The organism is Bacillus sp. 166amftsu, assembly GCF_900107445.1.
Classification (GTDB): Bacteria; Bacillota; Bacilli; order Bacillales; family Bacillaceae_G; genus Bacillus_A; species Bacillus_A arachidis.
In genome coordinates, this window is sequence record NZ_FNQA01000005.1 from 1 (window position 1) to 22465 (window position 22465).

At 35.7% G+C, this 22465-nt stretch carries 24 protein-coding genes; 14 read left to right on the forward strand and 10 right to left on the reverse strand.

Annotated features, from left to right (window positions below):
- Window positions 1–282: IS3 family transposase (locus BLV40_RS14790; protein ID WP_139265538.1), on the forward strand; the 282-nt coding region annotated here is incomplete at its 5' end.
- Between the two features lie 52 nt (window positions 283–334).
- Here the strand turns inward: BLV40_RS14790 and BLV40_RS14795 are convergent.
- Complete coding sequence (locus BLV40_RS14795; RefSeq protein WP_090691240.1) at window positions 335–1990, reverse strand: Na/Pi cotransporter family protein; 1656 nt, start codon at window positions 1988–1990, stop codon at window positions 335–337.
- A 534-nt stretch (window positions 1991–2524) separates the two neighbouring features.
- Between BLV40_RS14795 and BLV40_RS28635 the strand changes: the two genes are divergently transcribed.
- Window positions 2525–3439 carry an Ig-like domain-containing protein gene (locus BLV40_RS28635; RefSeq protein ID WP_170833665.1) on the forward strand — a complete coding sequence of 305 codons (915 nt, stop codon included), beginning with the start codon at window positions 2525–2527 and terminating at the stop codon, window positions 3437–3439.
- Between the two features lie 21 nt (window positions 3440–3460).
- Here the strand turns inward: BLV40_RS28635 and BLV40_RS14805 are convergent, their stop codons facing one another.
- On the reverse strand, window positions 3461–4663 hold the full coding sequence (locus BLV40_RS14805) for an MFS transporter (protein ID WP_090691243.1): 1203 nt from the start codon (window positions 4661–4663) through the stop codon (window positions 3461–3463).
- A gap of 319 nt (window positions 4664–4982) precedes the next feature.
- On the opposite strand from BLV40_RS14805, the gene BLV40_RS14810 reads away from it, so the two are divergent.
- Entirely contained in the window at window positions 4983–6071 is a 1089-nt protein-coding gene (locus tag BLV40_RS14810; protein WP_090691246.1) for a DUF871 domain-containing protein, read from the forward strand.
- 67 nt (window positions 6072–6138) lie between these two features.
- Here the strand turns inward: BLV40_RS14810 and BLV40_RS14815 are convergent, their stop codons facing one another.
- From BLV40_RS14815 to BLV40_RS14825, 3 genes are read right to left on the reverse strand one after another with little or no spacing between them, the layout of a single operon-like run.
- Window positions 6139–7320 (reverse strand): ABC transporter permease, encoded by a 1182-nt coding sequence (locus tag BLV40_RS14815; RefSeq protein WP_090691248.1) that lies wholly within the window; start codon window positions 7318–7320, stop codon window positions 6139–6141.
- Window positions 7321–7322: 2 nt separating this feature from the next.
- Window positions 7323–7997 (reverse strand): ABC transporter ATP-binding protein, encoded by a 675-nt coding sequence (locus BLV40_RS14820; protein ID WP_026592782.1) that lies wholly within the window; start codon window positions 7995–7997, stop codon window positions 7323–7325.
- A complete protein-coding gene (locus tag BLV40_RS14825) occupies window positions 7994–9097 on the reverse strand; it encodes an efflux RND transporter periplasmic adaptor subunit (protein ID WP_090691250.1) in 1104 nt (367 codons plus the stop codon). Before BLV40_RS14825 ends, BLV40_RS14820 begins: the two co-directional genes overlap by 4 nt.
- A gap of 234 nt (window positions 9098–9331) precedes the next feature.
- Between BLV40_RS14825 and BLV40_RS14830 the strand changes: the two genes are divergently transcribed.
- The 3 genes from BLV40_RS14830 (at window position 9332) to BLV40_RS14840 (ending at window position 12043) form a co-directional block, all read left to right on the forward strand.
- Window positions 9332–10066, forward strand: coding sequence for a YwaF family protein (locus tag BLV40_RS14830; RefSeq protein ID WP_090691253.1), 735 nt, complete (start codon window positions 9332–9334; stop codon window positions 10064–10066).
- 108 nt (window positions 10067–10174) lie between these two features.
- Entirely contained in the window at window positions 10175–11035 is an 861-nt protein-coding gene (locus tag BLV40_RS14835) for an ABC transporter permease subunit (RefSeq protein WP_090691256.1), read from the forward strand.
- Between the two features lie 3 nt (window positions 11036–11038).
- The gene (locus tag BLV40_RS14840) at window positions 11039–12043 is read left to right on the forward strand and encodes an ABC transporter permease (RefSeq protein WP_090691259.1); all 1005 of its coding nucleotides are present in this window, start codon (window positions 11039–11041) and stop codon (window positions 12041–12043) included.
- 42 nt (window positions 12044–12085) lie between these two features.
- Here BLV40_RS14840 and brnQ read toward each other — a convergent pair whose 3' ends face one another.
- Window positions 12086–13405: a branched-chain amino acid transport system II carrier protein BrnQ2 gene (gene brnQ, locus BLV40_RS14845; protein WP_090691262.1), complete on the reverse strand. Its 1320-nt coding sequence runs from the start codon at window positions 13403–13405 to the stop codon at window positions 12086–12088.
- Window positions 13406–13975: 570 nt separating this feature from the next.
- Between brnQ and BLV40_RS14850 the strand changes: the two genes are divergently transcribed.
- Window positions 13976–14647, forward strand: coding sequence for a DUF421 domain-containing protein (locus BLV40_RS14850; RefSeq protein ID WP_026590769.1), 672 nt, complete (start codon window positions 13976–13978; stop codon window positions 14645–14647).
- 42 nt (window positions 14648–14689) lie between these two features.
- On the opposite strand, the gene cotJC is transcribed toward BLV40_RS14850, so the two are convergent.
- The 3 genes from cotJC to BLV40_RS14865 all read right to left on the reverse strand — a co-directional run bounded on the left by cotJC (window position 14690) and on the right by BLV40_RS14865 (window position 15875).
- Window positions 14690–15259, reverse strand: coding sequence for a spore coat protein CotJC (gene cotJC, locus BLV40_RS14855; RefSeq protein ID WP_026590768.1), 570 nt, complete (start codon window positions 15257–15259; stop codon window positions 14690–14692).
- Between the two features lie 128 nt (window positions 15260–15387).
- Window positions 15388–15651 (reverse strand): spore coat protein CotJB, encoded by a 264-nt coding sequence (locus tag BLV40_RS14860; RefSeq protein ID WP_026590767.1) that lies wholly within the window; start codon window positions 15649–15651, stop codon window positions 15388–15390.
- Window positions 15652–15659: 8 nt separating this feature from the next.
- Window positions 15660–15875 (reverse strand): spore coat associated protein CotJA, encoded by a 216-nt coding sequence (locus tag BLV40_RS14865; RefSeq protein WP_026590766.1) that lies wholly within the window; start codon window positions 15873–15875, stop codon window positions 15660–15662.
- A 111-nt stretch (window positions 15876–15986) separates the two neighbouring features.
- Between BLV40_RS14865 and BLV40_RS14870 the strand changes: the two genes are divergently transcribed.
- The 6 genes from BLV40_RS14870 (at window position 15987) to BLV40_RS14895 (ending at window position 19483) form a co-directional block, all read left to right on the forward strand.
- Window positions 15987–16358, forward strand: a complete 372-nt coding sequence (locus BLV40_RS14870) for a VOC family protein (protein WP_090691266.1) — start codon at window positions 15987–15989, stop codon at window positions 16356–16358.
- Between the two features lie 19 nt (window positions 16359–16377).
- Window positions 16378–17157, forward strand: coding sequence for a DUF2935 domain-containing protein (locus BLV40_RS14875; protein WP_090691268.1), 780 nt, complete (start codon window positions 16378–16380; stop codon window positions 17155–17157).
- Between the two features lie 99 nt (window positions 17158–17256).
- On the forward strand, window positions 17257–17814 hold the full coding sequence (locus tag BLV40_RS14880; RefSeq protein ID WP_090691271.1) for a spore coat protein: 558 nt from the start codon (window positions 17257–17259) through the stop codon (window positions 17812–17814).
- A gap of 245 nt (window positions 17815–18059) precedes the next feature.
- Window positions 18060–18341: a YkvA family protein gene (locus BLV40_RS14885; RefSeq protein ID WP_026590762.1), complete on the forward strand. Its 282-nt coding sequence runs from the start codon at window positions 18060–18062 to the stop codon at window positions 18339–18341.
- Window positions 18342–18351: 10 nt separating this feature from the next.
- Window positions 18352–18957, forward strand: a complete 606-nt coding sequence (locus BLV40_RS14890; RefSeq protein ID WP_090691274.1) for a DedA family protein — start codon at window positions 18352–18354, stop codon at window positions 18955–18957.
- A gap of 322 nt (window positions 18958–19279) precedes the next feature.
- The gene (locus tag BLV40_RS14895) at window positions 19280–19483 is read left to right on the forward strand and encodes a hypothetical protein (protein ID WP_026590760.1); all 204 of its coding nucleotides are present in this window, start codon (window positions 19280–19282) and stop codon (window positions 19481–19483) included.
- 142 nt (window positions 19484–19625) lie between these two features.
- Here the strand turns inward: BLV40_RS14895 and BLV40_RS14900 are convergent, their stop codons facing one another.
- Window positions 19626–21029: a branched-chain amino acid transporter BcaP gene (locus BLV40_RS14900; RefSeq protein WP_090691275.1), complete on the reverse strand. Its 1404-nt coding sequence runs from the start codon at window positions 21027–21029 to the stop codon at window positions 19626–19628.
- 241 nt (window positions 21030–21270) lie between these two features.
- On the opposite strand from BLV40_RS14900, the gene BLV40_RS14905 reads away from it, so the two are divergent.
- Entirely contained in the window at window positions 21271–22398 is a 1128-nt protein-coding gene (locus tag BLV40_RS14905) for a cation:proton antiporter (RefSeq protein ID WP_090691278.1), read from the forward strand.
- The last annotated feature ends 67 nt before the right edge of the window (window positions 22399–22465 follow it).

Genomic DNA, 22465 nt, shown 5'->3' on the forward strand with positions numbered 1-22465 from the left:
GGATGGCATTATCAAATGAAGAAATACCAACAAGCACTAAAAAAATACAAGGTTATCCAAAGTATGTCCCGTAAGGGAAACTGTTTGGACAATGCAGTCATAGAAAATTTCTTTGGCTTATTAAAGTCTGAATTACTCTACCTTAAAGAATTTGAAAGTATGGAACATTTTAAGGTAGAATTAGAGGATTATATTCATTATTACAACCACAAAAGAATTAAAGTAAAGTTAAATGGAATGAGTCCAGTACAATACCGGACTCATATCCAATCAGCCGCTTAATTTTTCTGTCTAACTTTTTGGGTTCATTTCATCCAGGACGTCTTTTTTTGTACTATAGTGTTTGTTTTAATGTGAATTTTCCTTGTTCTCCTAAAACTCCATCTGCAATATTGACAGCGTGATCACCGATACGCTCTAAATTACTTACCATATCAACAAAGATGATACTCGCATCACCAGAGCAACTACGTTCATTTAAGCGTAGTACGTGGCGTTTACGCAACACACGTTCCATTTGATCAATTTTACGTTCTTTTGTAAGGACTGTTTGTGCGAGTGCAGTGTCAAAGTTTGTTAAAGCGCCAATTGCATCTTGCAATGTTGAAGTTGTAAGTTCAAGCATTTCATTTAGTTCTGCCATTGCTTCATCTGATAGTGTTATGCGATTAGAAATTTGAGAGTCTACAAGCTCCACAACGTTTTCTACATGGTCTCCAATACGCTCAATATCTCCGACAACAGATGCTAAGGCTGAATGTTTTTCGGAATCCATTGGTGAAAGTGGTTTTTCAGAAAGTAATACTAAATAATCGGTAATTCTTCTATCTAAGTTGTTAATAGCACCTTCTAATTGAGCTGCCGTATTAGCATGTTTCTTTTCTTTTGTATTTAAAAATTGAGTTGCTTCTTTTAGTCCGTGTAATGAGAACTCTGCCATACGAATAATTTCTTTTTGCGCCTCTGTTAAGGCAATGGCAGGAGATTGTTCAATAAAGATTGGATTTAAGTGCTGTGGTTTAAAGTCAATTGCAGCATCTTCTCCGCGAATAATCTTTGTTACAATCCATGCTAACACTGCAATGAATGGGAATTGAATAATCGCATTCGTTACGTTAAATGTTCCATGAGCAAAAGCAATTGTCATTTCTGGATTTAAGTTTAACGATGTCTGGAAATATTGAATCAAATTTGTAAATGGTACTAATAAAATTGTAAAGATGATGGTACCAACTATGTTAAAGATAACGTGTACTAGTGCTGCGCGTCTTGCTGCAATAGAAGTACCAATCGCTGCTAATACAGCTGTAATTGTTGTTCCGATATTATCACCGAATAGTACAGGTAGAGCAGCTTTTAAATCGATTGCACCTTGGCCAAATAATTCTTGTAAGATCCCAATTGTTGCGCTTGAGCTTTGTACAATTAATGTAAAGACTGTACCTACGATAACCCCTAGGACTGGACTGTTACTCATACTAACAGTTAATTCTTGGAAAGATTCTAAAGAATGAAGAGGTTTCATACCTGTGCTCATTAATTCCAAACCGAAGAATAACATACCGAATCCGAAAACGACTTGTCCGAGAGATTGGACTTTTTTATTTTTAAAGAAGAATAGTAAGATTGCTCCAACTGCCATAATTGGAAGAGCATATTCTCCGATTTTAATTCCAATAATAAATGCTGTAACGGTCGTACCAATATTTGCCCCCATAATAACACCAATTGCCTGTCTTAGCGTCATAAATCCAGCACTTACAAGTCCAACTGTTAAAGCAGTTGTTCCTGAACTAGATTGAATGAGTACGGTAACTAACATACCTGCTAGTACGCCCATAAGTGGGTTAGTTGTAAAGCGATCAAGTATGTCGCGGAGGCGATCACCAGCTGCTTGTTGCAGTCCGTCCCCCATGTACTTAATCCCGAATAAGAAAATACCTAATCCACCAATAAACTGGAAGATCATGTCTTGAACATTAAATTCCACACATTTCACTCCTTAAATTTCATGTACGGTGTAATTATCAACTAAAATTTGAGGTACTGTAAACGATTTACTGATAAAATTAACACTAAATTTACAAAGGGGTTAAAAGTTTACATTTATTTAAAGAAACTCCTGGATTTAATTGGTTTTAATGTTGTATTTAGGATGTTTTTGTAAAGGAATACCATTAGATGTAAAGGCCCTTTGTATATGTTTTGGGTTAATGCTAGAGAAATATGAAACATAAATTATGTCTTGCAAAGTAATAGCATGAATATGTATCAGTAAACTCATTTCACTATTTGTAAAAAGTAGGCATTGTTCCTGACGAAAGAATTTCCATTTACAATTACGAATTTCATAACTGCTATTGTGAATTACAAGCAGCCGGTGTGATAAAACAACATATAAATATGGATATTTCTATATTTTTGTAAAATTGGTATAATGTGAGAGTGTTAAGGGGAGTAGAATAATAGATAGTTAAATAAAGATTGTATAATCTAGCTTAGAATTAAGTAGGGGGAAAAAGTAATGAAATATGGATCTACGGTTTTAATGATAATGTTTATCTTATGTGGGACTATTTTATCAGGCTGTAATTCTGAAAAGCAACAAGTTGATACGAAAATAGAGAAGGAAAAGGAAGAGAAGGAAAAGGAAAAGAAGGTTACAAAGGAAGATCAATTTGAAGAAGTTCCGGTGCAGGCATCTATTACTGCTAATGATCCAATGGAAATCGATTTGAAACATAAAATTGATCCAGGTACGGTGACACCTGAATCTGTTTATGTAATGGATGAAGAAAATGCGAAGGTAGATAGTAAGCTAAAAATAGATGGAACAAAGCTTATTATTGAATCTAAGGATAAAGAGAAAAAACAAGGTACATATACGGTATTTGTAACAAGTAAAGTGAGAAAAGCAGATGGTTCAGAAATAGGAAAACCGCTCAAAGTAGTTTTTAACGTGAAAGAGAGTCAAAAACAAAATACAACTGAGCAAACTGAAAAGAAAAATGAATCTGAACCGCAGGGAAATGTCCAAAAAGAAGTAGTACAAGTAAAAGACTTTACATCATACAATGGGAAATGGACAGATTCAGATGACTATTGTGGAAATGGGATTTTTGTTATACTCCAGTTTAGTGAAAAAAATGTAGCGAGAGTTCATTTAGGTGCACAAATGCATGGTCAAAAGTCGAGAGATTGTGCAAATGCGAGACCGGATGGGGCAAAGGGAGGAGCTATTGTTACCTTTGATAATAATGGCGTTGGAACATTTACATTTACAAATCTAAGAAGTAATGTATTGCAAGAGGGAACGATTCAATTAGCTGGAAATAAAGTACTGTTAACGACGAAAATATTGGCTCCTGGAGAAAATGGGTCTGAGACTTATTTTGGAGACAATGTAACAACAAATTTAAAGTATCATCGTGATAAATAAGAGTTAGAAAAGGCTGCTGGGTCATCCAGCAGCCTTTTCATTTTTTTTATCCATCTGTTTTTGCTTTCGTACATTTGTAATGTAAATAAACAGAAACGTGATAAGTAACACAGAGGAATAACGATAGACAGTTGCATAGTCTGTAAAGTGTGCGATGAATCCGAAGATAATAGCACCTGCTCCAATGCCAAGGTCAAATGCAGAAAAGAATGTTGCAGTAGCAACGCCGCGGCGATGCGGAGCTACACGGTCAATCATCCATGCTTGTAAGGCGGGCTGTATGGCGCCGAATCCACTTCCGTAACAGCTTGCTGCAATAATTAAACTTGGTATTGTTGTTGTATATGATAATAGGATAATACCTGCAAATGTTAAGATAACACCAGGAATAATCACAAATGTATGGCCCTTTACATCGTATAACCTTCCGGAGAAGGGACGTGTTACTGCGATGGCAAGAGCGTTAAATAAGAAGAAAAGGCTAATATCAGCGATACCGACTTGCGCTGCGAATAACGTGATAAAGCTCCCAATTCCTCCGTACATTAATGTAATACATAGTATTAATAATGAAGGAAGTAAAGCTTTCCTTTCGATAAATCCATCTAAAAACGTTTCGTGTGTTTCTGGAATTGGTTTTTCAGTTGCTTGAATTTTGAGTAACTTTGTTAATATTAATGAAATTATTGTGCAAGATAGCGCACATAAAAAAAGAATCGTAAAGCTATAAGTCTGCATGAGCCAGAGTCCGATAAGAGGACCAAGTGCCATCGCGATCGTTCCAGAGAGGCCGAAATATCCCATACCCTCGCCACGGCGTGCTGCAGGAATTAAGTAAGAGACTACAGTCCCATATGTGGTTGTTGTAATACCAAAACCAGCTCCGTGTAAAATGCGAACAGCAAGAAGAAGGAAGACAGTGGAGGCAAATAGGTAGCTGCCCATCGCTAGTAAACAAATTGCAGTACCAGTCATTAAAATAAGCTTTTTACTGAATTTTTGTAGTGCATTTCCAGTGAGTGGCCGAATAATTAAAGCTGCCACAGTAAACATTCCAACAACAAATCCGATGTTTGAACTTGTACCACCAATTTCTTTCACATAAACAGGTAATGTTGGAATTAACATTTGAAAACCTAAAAACATACATAAGTTTGTTAAGATGAGCGCCATAAATTCTTTTGTCCATAATGGTTCTCGTTTTACGAGTGCTGCTTCTCCCATATATTCATCCCCTAAATATTTTTCTCTCTTCTTTTGAGTATATGTAGTGGCCAATCGAACAGTCAAGAAAGGTGAATCGAAATGAAATAACAATTTTGAGACCAAAAAATTTACAAATTTGTGTAATCACTACACAAATTGCTGCAAAAAAGGTAAAGTATAGATGTATAGTCTGCTAGTTGTTATGATTGATAGAGATGTTTTTTCTAAAAAGAAATCTGATTCAAATAAATAGTGAAGTAGATGGGGGTTTCTACTATTTTACTATTCATATTTGAAAGGGTTTACAAAATGATGAAGAAGAAAGAGGCGTATATGCATGAGACGATTAGGTATTTCTATTTATCCAGAACATTCTACAGTAGAGAAAGATAAGGAATATTTAACATTAGCACATCGATATGGTTTTACACGTGTGTTTACATGTTTATTATCAGTAGATGGGGAAAAAGAGAAAATTGTTAAAGAGTTTAAAGAAACGATTTCGTATGCGAATGAATTAGGTTTCCAAGTACTTGTTGATATTAGTCCGGCCGTTTTTGAACAGCTTGATATTTCTTACAACGATCTTTCATTCTTCAGTAAATTAGGTGCATATGGTATTCGTCTAGATGTTGGTTTCTCAGGATTAGAAGAATCTATTATGACATATAGCCCGTATGGATTGAAAATTGAGATTAATATGAGTAACGGTACGAAATATGTTGATAATATTATGAGCCATCGTCCGAACCGTGAAAATTTAATTGGTTGTCATAATTTTTATCCGCATCGTTATTCGGGCATTTCTTATGATCACTTTATAAAATGCTCAAAACAATTTAAAGATTACGGCATGAGAACTGCTGCTTTTATTACATCATTTGATGCGACATATGGTCCATGGCCGGTAACAGAAGGTTTATGTACACTTGAACAACATCGTGAATTGCCGATGACAACGCAGGCAAAACATTTATTTGCAACAGAATTAATTGATGATGTAATCATTGCGAATGCATATGCATCAGAAGAAGAATTAAAAGCGCTCGGAGAAGTAAATAAAGAAAAGCAAACGTTTGATATAGAGATTTATGAAACAACAACAGAATTAGAAAGAAAGATCATATTAGAAGAACCACATTTTTACCGCGGGGATGTGTCTGAATATATGATTCGTTCAACACAAAGCCGTGTGAAATATAAAAAAGAAGAGTTTAAACCGCATAACACAAGAGCGATTAAACGTGGTGACATTCTTATCGATAACGAACAATATGGTCAATATAAAGGAGAATTACAGATTGCTTTAAAAGATATGGTAAACACAGGGAAGACAAATGTAGTTGGCCGTGTAGTAGAGGAGGAAATCTTCTTATTGGATTATTTACAGGCTTGGGATAAGTTTGGATTTGTGTTAAAAAAATAATCCCTATCAATATGAATTTTTTGAATTAAAAAAGGTTGCCCTCCTATTATAAGGCAACCTTTTTCGCTTATTCATATCGTAAACATTCAATCGGATCAAGTTTCGCAGCTTTGTTAGCTGGCAGTAACCCGAATAGAATACCAATTAACATAGATAATGCTACTGAAATTAAACCTAATTTTATGGAAACAACAAGTGGCCATCCCGCGAAAATTGCGACAATCCAAGCGAAGAAAATACCGAGCATAAATCCAATGAATCCGCCTAATGCTGTTAAAATACAAGATTCAATTAGGAATTGCATCAATACTTTTCCGCGCGTTGCACCAAGTGCTTTACGGATACCAATTTCACGCGTACGTTCTGTTACAGAAACGAGCATGATATTCATAACACCAATACCACCAACTAAAAGTGAAATTGCTGCAATACCACCGAATACACTTTTTAATATACCTGTGAAGTTATCAATCTCTTTTAATACTTCTTGTGGATCTGGTACTTTAAATTTTCCTGTGTGCTCTGGTTTTTTCGCATCATTTAATGATTTTACAACTGCATCCTGCACAGCTCCCTTATCTTGACCTGGAGCAATTTTTACTGTTAAGCTGTCATAATTATTTTTCCCAAATAGAACAGGCCAGTTTTCAGCAGAGATGATACCTTCTTTAAACTCCATACCACCCATCGTTTCTTTTATAGAATATACACCGATTACTTTGTAAGGCGTACCTTTTATATCAATATATAAGTTTGGTTCCCATGAAGAGAACAATTTATCGAATGCATCTTTATTTAGTACAATGGCATGCTTTGGTTTATCTAAATCAGCAGCTGTTAAAAATCTGCCATGCTCAAGCTTAAATTTAGAAGCATCTTCAAAATAATCACCTTTCGCGCCAATTATATCAATATCTAATTCTTTTTTTCCGGCATATACTTTCTCTTTTCCTCTAACGTCAGGGTATACATCTTGAACACCAGGGATTTTTGAAACATTGTCATACATGCTTGCTGATATTTTTCCATCCATATCAGCATAATCTTCTGTTGTATAGTTTACTGAAAATTGATCCGTCTTTTCTTTCCCGATTTGTTCACGGAACTTTGCGTTTGTTCCGTCTCCAATAGAGATGATTGTAATAATCGCACTAACCCCGATAATAATCCCAAGCATCGTTAAAATAGAACGCATTTTATGAGCGAAGATAGAGGAAAGGGCCATGCGTATATTTTCACTTGTGTTCAAAATTAACCTCTCCAATCTTGGACGATATTTCCGTCACGAATTACAATTTGGCGTGCTGCCGCTTCCCCAATTTCTCGATCATGGGTAATCATAATGATTGTTGAGCCTTGTTTATTTAATTCGTAAAAGAGGTCCATAATTTGTTTACTTGTCTTTGTATCAAGTGCACCAGTTGGTTCGTCGGCTAAAATGAATTTTGGATTATTTACAATTGCGCGAGCAACGGCAACACGCTGCTTTTGCCCACCAGATAGTTCATTTGGTAAATGGGTTGCACGATCTGCTAGACCTACTTTTGTTAGTGCAGCTAGCGCACGCTCGCGGCGTTCCTTTTTGTCTACTCCAGCGTAGATAAGTGGTAACTCTACATTTTGCAGTGCATTGAGACGAGGAAGCAGCATAAAGTTTTGGAATACAAATCCGATTTCCTTATTCCGAATATGGGCTAACTCCGTTTCAGACATGTTTGAAATGTTTTGTCCAGCTAATGAATAAGTTCCGTTTGTCGGCTTATCTAAGCACCCGATAATATTCATTAATGTTGATTTACCAGACCCAGATGGCCCCATGATAGAAGTGAATTCTCCCTGGTTTAGCGTTACATCAATACCATGCAGAATTTCAACTGTTTCTTCACCGTTTTGAAAGGATTTCGTGATGCCTCTTAAATCAATCATTGGGCATTAACCTCCATACCATCCTTTAAGTCTTTTTCAGGTTTAGAGATGATTTGGTCACCTGTTTTCACGCCGGACACTTTTGCTTCGCTATCTGTTTCGAATTCAACAGTTACTGCTTGTTCTTTTGCTTTTCCATCTTTCACGATGAATACAACATTTTTATCGCCTTTTTTCACAATGCTGCTTTTTGGAACAACTGTACCAGTTGCTTCACCTGATTTACTTGTTACGTATACGTGGAATCCAGTTTGCAATTCTTCATTATTATCTAATGTAACAATAAATTGATAGTTAGATACTGTCTTGTTTTCATCCATGCTCTTTACTGGTGTTGTACCGATTTCAGTGACTTTACCAGTCCATGTTTTTCCAGGGACAGTTTTTGATGTAACGGTTACTTCTTGCCCAACTTTAACGTGAGCTAATTCGTATTCTGATAGCTGACCTTTTACTTTTAGAGGACCAGCAGTGCGAAGGGTAATGCCGCTCATACCAGTTTTTTCATCTGCATTTTTTGTAATATCTTCAATTACGCCATCGGCAGGACTTGTTACAGAAAGAGTATTTAGTTTTTCATTGCTTGCTTGAATCATTTGCGTTGCTTTTTCAACTTCAAATTTTTTCATTTCAAGCTGAGATTCAAGTTGCCCGATTTCAGTTTCAGTTGCTTTTAACAATTCCCCTGGTGAACCGGCATTTTTATCTTTTTGCAGCTTTTGTTTTGCTGCATTTAGTTGTTTGTTTAGTAATTCCACTTCTTTATTAGCCATTTTTTTTTGCATTTCTGCTTCTGTTACACCTAATTTTATAGCAGGATCATTATATTTAAAGAGTAGCTGCCCTTTTTTTACTTCATCGCCCTTTTTAACAGATAGCTCATACGTACCTTTTGATGGGTCAAATGCGATTGTTTCTATTCCATTCGGAATGACTTCGCCGCCAAATTTTTGTGCATTTTCAATCTGCTTTTCTGTTACTTTATAACTGCTGTATGCCATAGCTACGTCAGAACCACCGCCAGCAAAAGCAAAATATGAACCTGCGGCAATTCCAATTGTTATTAAACCAGTAATGATTACTTTATTTTTCTTTTTCATTTATTTATCACCTTTTCGCTCGTTTTGGTATCTACTTTTAGTATAGAAGAGAAGGGGAATATGACAAATCTTTTTAGCTTACAATAACATTACAGTTTTGTAAGGTTTACAGATTAATAAAAATTAGGCTGAGATTGTATGGGATAAGCGAGGTTTGTTTTGTAAGTAAGCAAATTCATTGACGAGCCTTTTCTTTCTTACAATAATATTGTATGAAGGAAAGGAGGGAGAAAAATGGAAACTTATTTTCGAGCAGTTCCATTAGAACCGTTTGTTCCATACTCAAAACAACATGTTATTATACTTCTTCTTATCGGTATAGGAGTGTATTTTCTATATCATTTTCAAGATCTACTTCGTCAAGAGAAATGGAATAAGATGGTTCGCTATGCGATAGCTTTTTTATTCATTGGAAGTGAAATCGGGCTTGATGTATGGCAAGTGAAGGCTGGGATTTTTCAGTTGAGTACATCATTACCATTTGAACTATGCACGATTAGCTTACTATTAGCAACAATGATGGTTATTACAAAAAGTTATAAAATATACGAAATCGTCTTTTTTACGGGGATCATTGGTGCATCACAAGCAATCTTAACGCCAAACTTACAGTATGCTTTCCCGCATTTTCGCTTCATAGAATTTTTCATTGCACATGTATTATTAATATGGGCGCCGCTCTTTATGACATGGGTAGAAGGATATAGGCCGACTTTTCACTCAATCAAGCGTACGATGATTTTTTTAAATCTATTAATTCCAATCGTTTCGTTTGTGAATTATGAAACCGGTGGCAATTATATGTTTTTAACACATAAACCTGAAACAGCTTCATTACTTGATATGTTAGGACCGCATCCATACTATATTATTTCATTAGAAATTGTTGCGTTTATAGGCTGTTTACTTTTGTATATGCCATTTGCTAGCAATGAAAAACGGATACAAAAAGAATCACTAGAATCTTAATCTAGCGATTCTTTTTTTGTATAGAAAATATTTACAATTCTGAAAATTATTTATAAAATAGAACAGAATATAAATAGAATGGAAATTTGTATAGAGAGAAGGGGAAAAATGGTAAGAAAGGTCGTTTCAAATGGGGTAGATATTACAGTGCAATTGATCCTTTCCATTATAGGAATCATTTGTTTAGGTGCTCTTCCAAAATTATTTGAAGGATTGCATATTAACTTTTCACAGTATGTACAGGCTGTAAAGATGTTAGCTATCAAACTGATAGATCTTCCAAACTTAACATATGGGATGAATAAACCGTTATTTCCGCAACTATTCGTCCATTATAAAGAAACGATGGTTATTTTTTTAGCTTCATTTTTTATTTCTCTATGTATGGCTTTTGGTATTGTTTATATCATAATTAGAAGTCGTCCGCACATACAAAATCGTATCAAATCATTTCTTCTTTTTCTTGAGTCTATTCCAGACATTCTTCTTATTATTGGATCACAAATTATTGTCGTATGGTTTTTTCAAAAGACAGGTTTTTTACCGGTGAAAATTGCCGCACTAGGGGGAGAATCAATTCGGGGCTTACCGATTATTTGTTTAAGTATCCCAACTACGATTATGTTTATAAAGTTATTATTGCTTCGCTTTGAAACAGAATTAGAAAAAGACTATGTTTTATTTGCGAAGGCAAAAGGATTGGAACGTTTTTATATTTTAAATCATCATGTTGTACGAAATGTATTGCTTAGTACACTGTTTTTTGCGAAAACGAATATTTGGTTCATGTTATCGAATTTATATATTATCGAATGGCTTTTTAATACGCACGGTATTTTTATATTCATTAAAGACTATCCAGCGATTGAGATGTTTACAATCGGTGTTTTACTTATTTACATCCCAATTTTTATTTTATTTAAGTCGTTTCATTACTTCGTTCCGGATGCGATGAAAGAGAGGGCGTAAGAGATGTGGAAATATATAAAGCGTGATAGAAGGTTTTGGATCAGTAGTTTATTTCTCATTGTATTAGTTCTCGTAAGCATTGGAAATACGATATGGAATGATGGACAGATTCGGCAAGTATCTTTGCAGTATGATGCACAAGGAAATCCAGAAGTGCCACCATTTTCGCCTTCATTGCAGTTTTTACTTGGAACAGATCGAAAAGGTTATGATCTTTTAAATTTAGTTATTGAGGGTGCAAAATGGACGATTGGTATATCTGCTTTTATTGCTATCATGCGTATGATAATAGGTGTGTTTTTTGGCATAATATTAGGAACTTATATAAAAAGAGGCTTTTCAAAAATTGAAGCTTTTTTTGATAGTTTTACAGTAATTCCAACGGTCATGATTGCATATTTTTTACTTCGGTTTGCGACTAGCTTTGCAAATGGAGCAGAAACATCAAGTTTTTTTGAGAGAGCATCATTTCAAGTCATACTGTTTATTGTGCTTGCAATTCCTACAATTTCTCTCTATATTGCGAATGAAGTGCGGAAATTACAAAAGGAAGAGTTTATAGATGCTGCTCGTATACTAGGAGGAAGTAAGCGGCATATTGTTGTGAAACATGTGTTTCCGCACTTATATATGACGTTTGTACTTGTATTTATGCAGCAGTTTATTCAAACACTGATTCTTTTTCTTCATTTAGGATTACTTGAAGTATTTTTTGGAGGGACGGTACAGTTTGGTGGAATGGATAAAGAACTAGATTCTTATACACATGAATGGTCAGGTTTAATAGGTGTCTATTTTAGATCCCTAACAGTGCATCCGTGGATTCCACTCGTACCGATTACTTTCTTTGGACTTACTATTTTTTCAGGGAATATGATTGCACGAAGTATAGAGGATGCAATCGCGAAAGTAAGAGTAGGTGAAAGGAAAAAACAAGAAGGAGTAAAAGAGGTGCAGCAGGTTTCACTTCCTAAAGAAGAGTTATTTACATTTAAACATACGATGTAAAAGAAAAGAAGCAAGCACTTGTTAGAATGCTTGCTTCTTTTTCTATTTCGTAGAAACTTTACCTTCTGTTTGTGTTTGCGGGATAAAGTATCCTACAATACCTCCAATAATTGCTGGGACGACCCAACCAATCCCTAATTTGTAAAAAGGAATTGTACTTGCAATAGATGTAATCGCATGTGGCATCATTCCCACATTATCAAGCGCGTGAATACAGCTAATGATGAATGCAGCAATCATTGCACCGATGTATACAGATGGTTTACGTTTCGTATATTTATCAATAAATGATACAAAAATTAAGATGATTGTAATTGGATAAAGAATGATTAACACAGGTAACGTAATTTTGATTAATAAGCTGAGTCCTAGGTTTGAAACGATAAAGCTAAAAATACAAACATATAAGACAAGCTTTTTATAAGAAACATTGGTTAATACATTTGTGAAATAATTGGCAAATGCACTAACTACACCAATAGCTGTCGTTAAGCAAGCAAATATAATGGCGATGCTTAGCAGAATATTACCGCTTGTCCCAAATAATTGGTACATAATAGTTGCTAATAGCTGTCCACCATTTTCAAATTGTCCTAAATTCCCATTTGATGCTCCGATATATCCAAGTAAGAAATAAACGATTGTTAAGAAGAAAGCAGCAATACTTCCGCAAAGAATTGTGTATTTTGCAATAGATTTTTTTTCCTCAACACCATTTTGACGAATCGCATTTACGACAATTGTCGATAAAACGAGAGCACCAATCGCATCTAATGTTAAGAATCCTTCTAAAAACCCTTTGAAAAATGGAATTTCTTTATAGTCGCCCACAGGGGGGATAGGTGTTCCCGCTGGAGACAGAATTGCTTTTGTTGCCATAACTGCAATAATTCCAAGTAAGATTGGTGTTAATATTTTTCCAATATGATCAACTAATTTGGATGGGTTTAATGATAAGAAGTAAACAATCGTAAAGAAAATAAGGCTAAACAGTAACATGGAATACCATTGGTCCTGGAAAAGTGGTGCGATTCCAATTTCATAAGAAACAGATCCAGTTCGTGGAATAACAAATAGTGGGCCAATTGAAAGGTAGATAATAATAGCTAGTACTGCTGCGAATTTTGGATGAACACGGCTCGCTAAGTTGTTAAAGCTACCGCCTGCAAGGGCAACAGCAACGATTGCTAATAACGATAAACCAACATCTGTAATGACAAATCCTGAAATAGAAACCCACATGTTTTCTCCTGAAGAAAGCCCAAGAAGTGGTGGGAAAATCATATTACCAGCGCCGAAAAAAACTGCAAATAGCAATAAGCTAATGGAGAGAATTTGTGATGGTTTTAAAGTTGTACGCATGTATAGAAAAGCCTCCTAAGAATCTTTTTTTGTCGAAAATTCAAATAATTTGTCGAGTAACTGTTTTAATTTTAATCGTCTGATGACTAGAAAGCAACAGGGAATTTTAAAAAAAATTAAAAATAATGCGTTAAGTTGGATAATTATACGTTTATCCCGCTATGTGAGAGCAGTAATCTTCCTATTTCAATATTCATAGAGAACATTGTCCAGTTCCAGTGGCTAGAATGTTCGGTGGCTTCGCTTCTTCCTGCGAGGTAAAAAACACCTCTACGTTAGAAGCTCCATCCCCTCACATTCTGGACGAGCCACTTCCACTTTTCTTTAAGAGGGTAGGTGGGAGATGATTTTTTGTGAAATTCCGATGGGTACTGATTAATTCAAGTTTCGCTTTATATTTTTCTCATTTAAGGTGGCATACTACGTGTAAAGCTGTTTTGGATTAAGAAAGTAAAACTTTAACTAGTGAGGGGATTTTGTCTAGTTTCTTTTTCTAAATGATGATGTGAAGGTGTCACTGTCTGCGAATAGCGCGATAAAAATGTGTGAAATAAAGAAAGGTGACAGAGTATGGATTATGTAGAAATTTTTATTGAACTGCTATTTGGGTATGTTGTGTTATTTTTTGTCGTTAAAATCCTTGGGAAAACGCAAATAAGTCAAATTACACCATTTGATTTTATTTCAGCACTCGTTTTAGGGAATTTTTTAGGGGATGCTATTTATAATAAAGATGCCCATATAGGAAGGATTATCTTTTCCGTTATTGTGTGGGGAGCTTTCATATTAACTACAGAAATTATTACGCAAAAATGGAGAAAAGCTCGTTTATTCCTTGAGGGAAAACCATCTATTTTAATTGCAAATGGAAAGTTAGATTGGACCGAAATGAAGAAAAATCGTTTGGATGTTGATCAACTTCAGCATTTGCTTCGTGCAAAGGATATATTTTCTTTGCAAGATGTAGCGTTCGCAGTTTTAGAAAATGATGGATCGATAAGTGTGATGAAAAAATATGATGTAGATATGCCAACAAGAAAAGATTTGAAAATAAAAGGGAAGGAAAATGTATTGCCGATCCTTCTTATTAGCGACGGGGAGCTTATTACATACAATTTAAAAAAGTTTGGGTTACATGAAGTATGGCTGCAAAAAGAGCTAAAGAAGCAGAAAACAGATTTGAAAGAAGTATGTTATGCGGAATGGAGTAAAGGAGGGAGTCTTTATATTCAAAAATATTAGTAGGGAACGTGCACATACTGTTTTGGTATGTGCACAAAATAGTTAAAAATATATTTTCTTATCGCGTTCTTCTTTCAAAATTTCAACAGCTTCGCGGAAACGTTGGGAATGAACGATTTCGCGCTCACGTAAAAAACGAAGACTATCATTTATGTCAGGGTCATCTGATAAATTGATGAGCCATTGATATGTTGCTCTTGCTTTTTCTTCTGCAGCAATATCTTCATATAAATCTGCAATTGGATCCCCTTTTGCTTGTATGTATGTGGCTGTAAATGGAACGCCGCCTGCATTGTGATAAAATAGTGCACTATCATGATTGGCGTACTGAGCATCCAGCCCAGCGGCTTTCATCTGTTCTGGGGTCGCGTCTTTTGTTAATTTATAAATCATTGTTGCAATCATTTCAAGATGAGCAAATTCTTCTGTGCCGATATCTGTTAGTAAACCGACTACTTTATCAGGAATGGTATAGCGCTGGTTTAAATAACGAAGAGCAGCTGCTAATTCGCCATCTGCGCCGCCATACTGTTCAACTAATAATTTAGCAAGTGCTGGATTACAAGTACTTACTTTCACAGGGTACTGCAATTTTTTTTCATATATCCACATATTTTATCTCCTTTATCCCGCTATTTATGGAGAGTAATACTCCGATCTTAAAATTTAGCAAAAGAAAAAAGTTAGGTGAAGATTGATTATGAGTGGGGGATAAAACCCCCACTGATTCGATTTTCACTTCATATTTGCCATGGCCATGGACCTTTGCTCCATTCCCACGGTGCTTTAGAATAACTATTACCAAATTGTTGAAGTGGACCATACTTTTCCTCAATCTTTTGCTTTTGCAACCTTCTTTTATAGGAAAAATCATTAAATTGATTGATAGCTGTAACATCATCTGGATGAGTATCTAAATAAAGCGTGAGTTCGACTAATACAAAATCGAGTTCTTGCAGCTCTTCTATCCACTTATAATATTCATCTGGCAATGTTTGAGCCACGGATTCTCTCACCTTCCTTTCTTATAAGGGTTTTCATAAAAATCATAGAAAGCAGGCCACAAAGTGCCCTTTCTTAACGCTTCGTTAGGCGGGAATTGAGGTAAGTTTGGTGGCTGGAATCCCATATATAAATGAGGAGGAGTTGAATAAAATTTCTTTCCAATAGGCGGACAAGGATCGTTTGGGCCATGGTAAGGTGTGAAAGATTTCATAAATTTGTCCATAATATAAGCCTCCTTTACAAGTGAAATATTCATCACTATGTATTGTATTCAGACATAATTGTCATTTATGACTCATATAGAAAAACTAGTAGGGACAAGGGGGAGGTATATGTGGAGACGATTACAAATAACATTGTATTAGAAGTGAGGAATTTAAAGGAAACCTTATACTTTTATGAAGGGGTTTTAGGGTTTAAACCGAGTAGATACCGTCCGCAATTACATGTGCCTGGTGTTTGGTATGATGTTGATGCAACGAGAATTTGCTTCGTTTTAAATCGAGACAAAGATCAGGCTGTCGGCAGGGCATTATCTTCTTATATAAATGTTAATTTGCCATTTGACGATATAGAAAAGGTGCGGAAAAAACTAGAATTCTATTGTGTGTCATTTGAAGAATTAAAGGGATGTAACACGGAGAGAAGGGGGATGGTTGTGCATGATCCTGATGGGTATAGAATTTTAATTGAGCCGAGAGTGTAAGTAAGGAGGAGTTAATGGGATGAATAGCACGTATGAAGAAAATGCATTGTTTGAACATAAATTTTGGCTAAAGGTTCTTGGAGATCACGCCCAGTTTCTTTTAGATGCTTTAGCTCCAAATGAGAAAGAAGATATTCAAAAAGCGATGTATTTTGTCCAAATATTTGATAGGTTCCTCAGCGATATCCATACAGTAAATTTAATTGCATTTGCGAAAGATGCACATGAAGCGGCAGAGGGAATTAGGAAATTTAAGCTGGGTATTATACAAAAGCAGCTAGAAGGAAAAATCAAAATTCACTTTACACCAACTTTTCTTAACCATATGGTGAACGAAGTGGAAGAGTATATAACTGTGTTAGAGTATTTAATGAAAGGAGAAGTGCCACCTATTTTTCATGAGTTACATTATCATCTCGTTTGGCTAACGGATGCAGCTGGGCATGCAGGTTCCATTTCAGGTGGGCTAGATCTTGTAGAAAAACGACTGAAAGAGAAATGCGAGAAATATGAAAAGCACTTTGAACAATTTTACTTGAAAGCTGTGGAAATGACGGGTTACTTACGGACAGAACTACACTCTTTTCCAGCCCTAAAGAAATTTACCAAAGATGTTTCATTGGAATTGAAATTATTTTCTCATTTTCTTCACGAGCTAGAGGAATTGGGAATATCTAATCAAGTATTAAGCATCATCTCTGCAAGAATGGCAGACCATATGGCAAGGGAAGAATGTTATTATTTATTGAAACTGGCACAAGCTTCTGGCTTAGAGACGCCAAAGTGTAATCCACTTTAATTCATACTAATAAAAATTCGCAGAGATGTGGACTTTTATATGGTATTTTTGTTTTTTTAGGAGATGCTAGAAAGGAATTTATAGAAGGGAGGAATAGGAATGCAATTAGCAACGCATGAATTACGGGACTTAAGTGAACTGATAGCAGGAGACTATAACACAATTAATACGATGTCTACATATATACAGCAAGCACAGGATACGGAGTTGAAACAAATGTTACAGAAGCATCTTCCTCTTCATGTGCAAGATTATAATTTGAAGGTGGAATTTATACAAAGTGAGTCACCTCCCAATATATCAAAGTTTCAGCCGTCTAAATTAAAACCAGTATTAGCTTCTTATACAGAGTCACCTTCACAACAATATTCCCCCGTTACACCAAGCGTGGCTGCGCAGCCTCCTAATGATCGGTCAATCGCACTTGGATATTTACTGAATCAAAAGTCGTCTGCGTTTAATTGTGCAGGTTCTTTATTAGAGTGTGCGAATCCAGAGCTAAGAACGCTTTTAGAAAATACCTTCTTAAACAGTAGTCATCATGCTTATGATATTTGGCAGTATATGGTGAAAAAAGGATATTATCAACTATCGCCAGCACCAAGTTCTGAAAGGCAAGCCATAGCAAGTATGTATCAGCCACTTCATGAAGGATAACTGAAAAAGATTGACAAGTTCTAGCAAATATTTTAAGGTAATTTTATAAGATTGCGTATATAAAGGGGAGTAACTTATCACAATAAAGTCGTCATTACAGGGAGAAACCCTCGGCTTTATTGGCAACATCTTTGTTGTTAGTGAGACCTTTACCAGCAATGGTAAAGGCCCCTTATTGTCTTTTTTAGGACCTTTACTATATTTGGTAAAGGTCCTTTTTGTATGCAGAAAAGGAGAGGTGAAAAGTGAAAAAGTTTATAAACCGATTTCGATTTATGCTTCATCTTCGCCAGTTTGGTCCATTTCTATATGACTTTTTTACATCAAAAGAAGTCGCAGTGCAGAAGAAAATCCTATCCATTGCTTTATTAATCGGGTATGTCATGTTTCCATTTGATCTTATCCCTGATTTTTTACTATTCTTTGGTGTATTAGATGATATTGCTGTTGTCTTATTTATTTTGCAGCGAATTGTGAAAATGGCGCCGAAGCACTTACAAGAAAAATATAATTTAAATAAAGGATAGGAGTTAATAAATGGAGCAGTTTATTTTAGATGTAATTGATTATTTAAAGCAGTTTTCTTATTTTGGTGTCATTCTAGCATTAACATTTGAGTTTATTCCAGCAGAAATTGTGCTGCCGCTTGTGGGGTATTGGGTATATGAAGGAGATATGAACTTTTGGCTTGCGGTATTAGCTGGAACGGTCGGAGGAACGACGGGGCCTCTAACACTATATGCACTCGGTTATTATGGTGGTCGACCGTTATTACTGAAATATGGGAAATACTTTTTTATTAAGAAAGAACAGATTCAAAAAGCAGATCATTTCTTTGAAAAATATGGACCAGCTGTGGCGTTTCTTGGACGTTTTGTTCCAGGAGTTCGTACGCTCATTTCAGTGCCATGTGGGATGGCGAAAATGAACATTTGGCAATTTAGCATATATACATTTGTGGCGATGTTACCGCTCACGACAATTTATATATATGTAGGATTGAAATTAGGACCTCACTGGAAAAACGCAGGTGCAATGGTCGAACAATATACGTTACCGATACTAGGAGTTGTTTGTCTCATTGTAATAGGAATATTCATTTTCAAGTTTGTGAAAAAGAGAAATAAAGCGGAATCTATGTAAAAGATGATGAGACGATTTAATGCCTGTTCTAGATTATAGATCTAAATCCTTTTGTATTCCATGCAGGACTAATCAACATCATATCTACTATTTAGTTTCATATATGTGTAAATGGGACAACAAATAAAGAAGAGGCAACAATTAATCGTCGTGATTTCTATAAGAATTCTTGGACAAGCTTTTTTTTCATAGTAAGAGTTCATATTGTCTATTGTGGAAAAATTGATGAGTTGTGCCGAATCGCCGATATATAGAGTGATTCCGCTGATATATGAATTCGTGTTAGAATAAAAGTAGATAAAACATTAAGGGAGCGAATATTTTGGAACAGAAAAAGCTAAAAAGAATTCTTGAGTATGTATGGACTGCAGTTGTGCTCCTTGTTGGATATTATTTTTTGAAAGACAAAAGCATCTGGATTCTATTTTTAATGACTTTTTTATTAGCAGGCTTAGGAACGTTGTTTATTAACTTTTTCTTTGATAGCTTAAATGTATGGAGAAAGAAAAAGAAAGAAGCAAAATAGTAAAGGGGAATGAGTATGCGAACATAGAAGCTTGTGTATCAATTGGTTTACAGCTTGCATCAGCATATTTTTCATTCTACAAACGTTACTAGAAAAACCTCGAATGTAAAACAGCTCGCCTCTAATATGGCGAGCTGTTTTTTCATGCTTCTTTTTGTTCACTATTATTTTCTTTAGTCAGTAAATGGCTATTGCGTCTAGAATAGAAGAAATATACACATAGTCCAATAACAAGCCAAACAGCAAAACTTTTCCACGTTGTTGCGGAAAGGTTAATCATTAAATAGAGACAACAGCAAATTGCAACGATTGGTAATATCGGTACGAATGGAGTTCGGAATCCTCGCTTTAAATTTGGATGTGTTTTCCGCAAAATGAGTACAGCACAGCTAACAAATATAAAGGCAGTTAATGTGCCAATATTGACTAAATTTGCAAGTAGATGTAGATCTAATAGACCCGCTAATAAAGCAGCTACAATTCCAGTAATCCATGTATTTAATAAAGGAATTTTCACTCGTTGATTCACATGAGATAATGCTTTTGGAAGTAGCCCGTCACGGCTCATTGCATAAGAAACACGAACTTGTCCGTACATAACGACTAAAAGAACAGTTGTCATTCCTGTCATTGCACCGACAGCTAATAACCCAGCGATCGTATCTTCACCAACAAAATGAAGAGCGAAAGCAACTGGATCTGAAACATCTAGTTGTGTATAAGGAACCATTCCAGTTAAAACAAAGGATACAATCATATATAGTGCCGTACAAATTAGAAGGGAACCGATAATTCCAATGGGTAAATCTCGCTGCGGTTTTTTCGTTTCTTCAGCAGCAGTTGCAATGGCATCAAATCCTAGAAAAGCAAAAAATACGGTTGCTGCACCTGTAATAATTCCATCATATCCAAATGGTAAAAATGGTGTCCAATTTTCAGGTTTGACGTACTTTGCACCTGCTACGATAAACGCGATGATAACTGCCAATTTAACTAATACCATAATATTATTAATGCGAGCACTTTCGCGTACACCGAAGCTAAGAAGGAGTGTAATCAAAAGTAAAATACATACGGCTGGTAAGTCGATTATTCCGCCTTTTCCCGTCCCGGGGGCCGAGGCGATAATGGCAGGTAGATGAATATTAAATCCGGAAAGTAACGATTGTAAATACCCTGACCATCCTACGGCTACTGCTGCAACTGCTAGTAGGTATTCAAGCATTAAACACCAACCGACGATAAAAGCAACAATTTCTCCAACTGTCATATATGCGTATGTGTAAACGCTTCCTGACATAGGGATAGAAGAAGCAAATTCTGCGTAACAGAAAGCTACGCATGCACAGGTAAATGCGGCAATAAGAAAAGATAACATAATACCAGGACCAGAGTGCTTGGCCGCAACGATTCCTGTTAAAACGAAAATACCTGTCCCAATTACAGCACCAATACCTAAGAAGGTTAAATCTAATGCGGTTAATGTTCTTTGTAATTGTTTTGGTGATTCAGTAGTAAGTGCCTTTTTTCGTAATAGTGACTTCACTTGGACTCCCCTCTCATTCCTTGATTTTCACAACTGCGAATATAATACGAGCCCATTGTAAAAGAGTATGTAAGTGAATAGAGGTACAGTTGTGTATGGATTATAAAAACTCTAGAATTGCTGTAGTCATTTTATTATAATTCAGAATATTTTGTCAAATAAAAATATGAAAAATAAAATTTTGATTGGAAGGGAAAACTATCTTCAAGAATATAAGCATTTTTTAGTAGGAGAAGATACTATGTTATTTTATTTTGAACTTGTCGTTATTTTACTTTGTACGAAATTAGCTGGCGATATTAGCGCCCGGCTTGGCCAGCCATCGGTGTTAGGGAAATTAATTGTGGGAATTATTATTGGACCTGCTGTCTTTGGAATTATTAATAGCTCTGAACTTATTGATGAACTGAGTGAGATTGGTGTTTTGTTACTTATGTTTATGGCAGGGCTCGAAACGGATTTAGAAGAATTAAATCGTAATTTGAAATCTTCATTCGCGGTAGCGATGGGAGGTATCATTTTTCCTTTTCTCGGTGGATATTTGGCAGGACTCGCCTTTGGGATGTTACAATCACATGCCATTTTTCTAGGATTATTGCTGTGTGCAACATCAGTGAGTATTTCTGTTCAGACATTACGTGACTTAGGAAAAATGAATACAAGAGAAAGTATAACAATCTTAGGAGCTGCGGTGTTTGATGACGTTATCGTGGTCATTTTATTAGCTTTTGTGATGAGTTTTTTAGGCGCGCAAGATGTGAATATTACACTTGTCATCGCTAAGAAAATTATCTTTTTCGTGAGTATTGTTTTTATTGGCTGGAAAGTTGTTCCGTGGATTATGAGGATGCTGGTACCACTTCGAGTATCGGAGGCATTAATAAGTGCAGCACTTATTATTTGTTTTTCATTTGCGTACTATAGTGAAAAAATGGGAATTGCTGGTATCATCGGTGCATTTGCTGCGGGGATTTCAATTTCCCAAACAACATATAAACATGAAGTAGAACATAAAATAGAGCCGATTGCGTATGCGATTTTTGTTCCGATCTTTTTTGTTAGCGTTGGTATGGAAATAACATTTCAAGGGATTGGAAACCAAATTTGGTTTATCACTATCATGACAATCATTGCAATTCTTACGAAATTAGTGGGATCTGGATTAGGCGCAAGGTTAACAGGATTTAATTTGAAATCCTCGATTAGCATTGGAGCTGGGATGGTATCACGCGGAGAAGTGGCGCTGATTATCGCAGCTAATGGATTAACAGCGAATTTATTGGCGAAAGAAAGTTTCACGGCAATTGTCATTGTTGTTATACTTACAACGATTATTACGCCGCCATTATTGAAGAAGTATTTTGTATAAGCGAAAGGAACTTATCGATTGTTGATAAGTTCTTTTTCATTAAAATAAAAGCAACCGTTAGGAATGG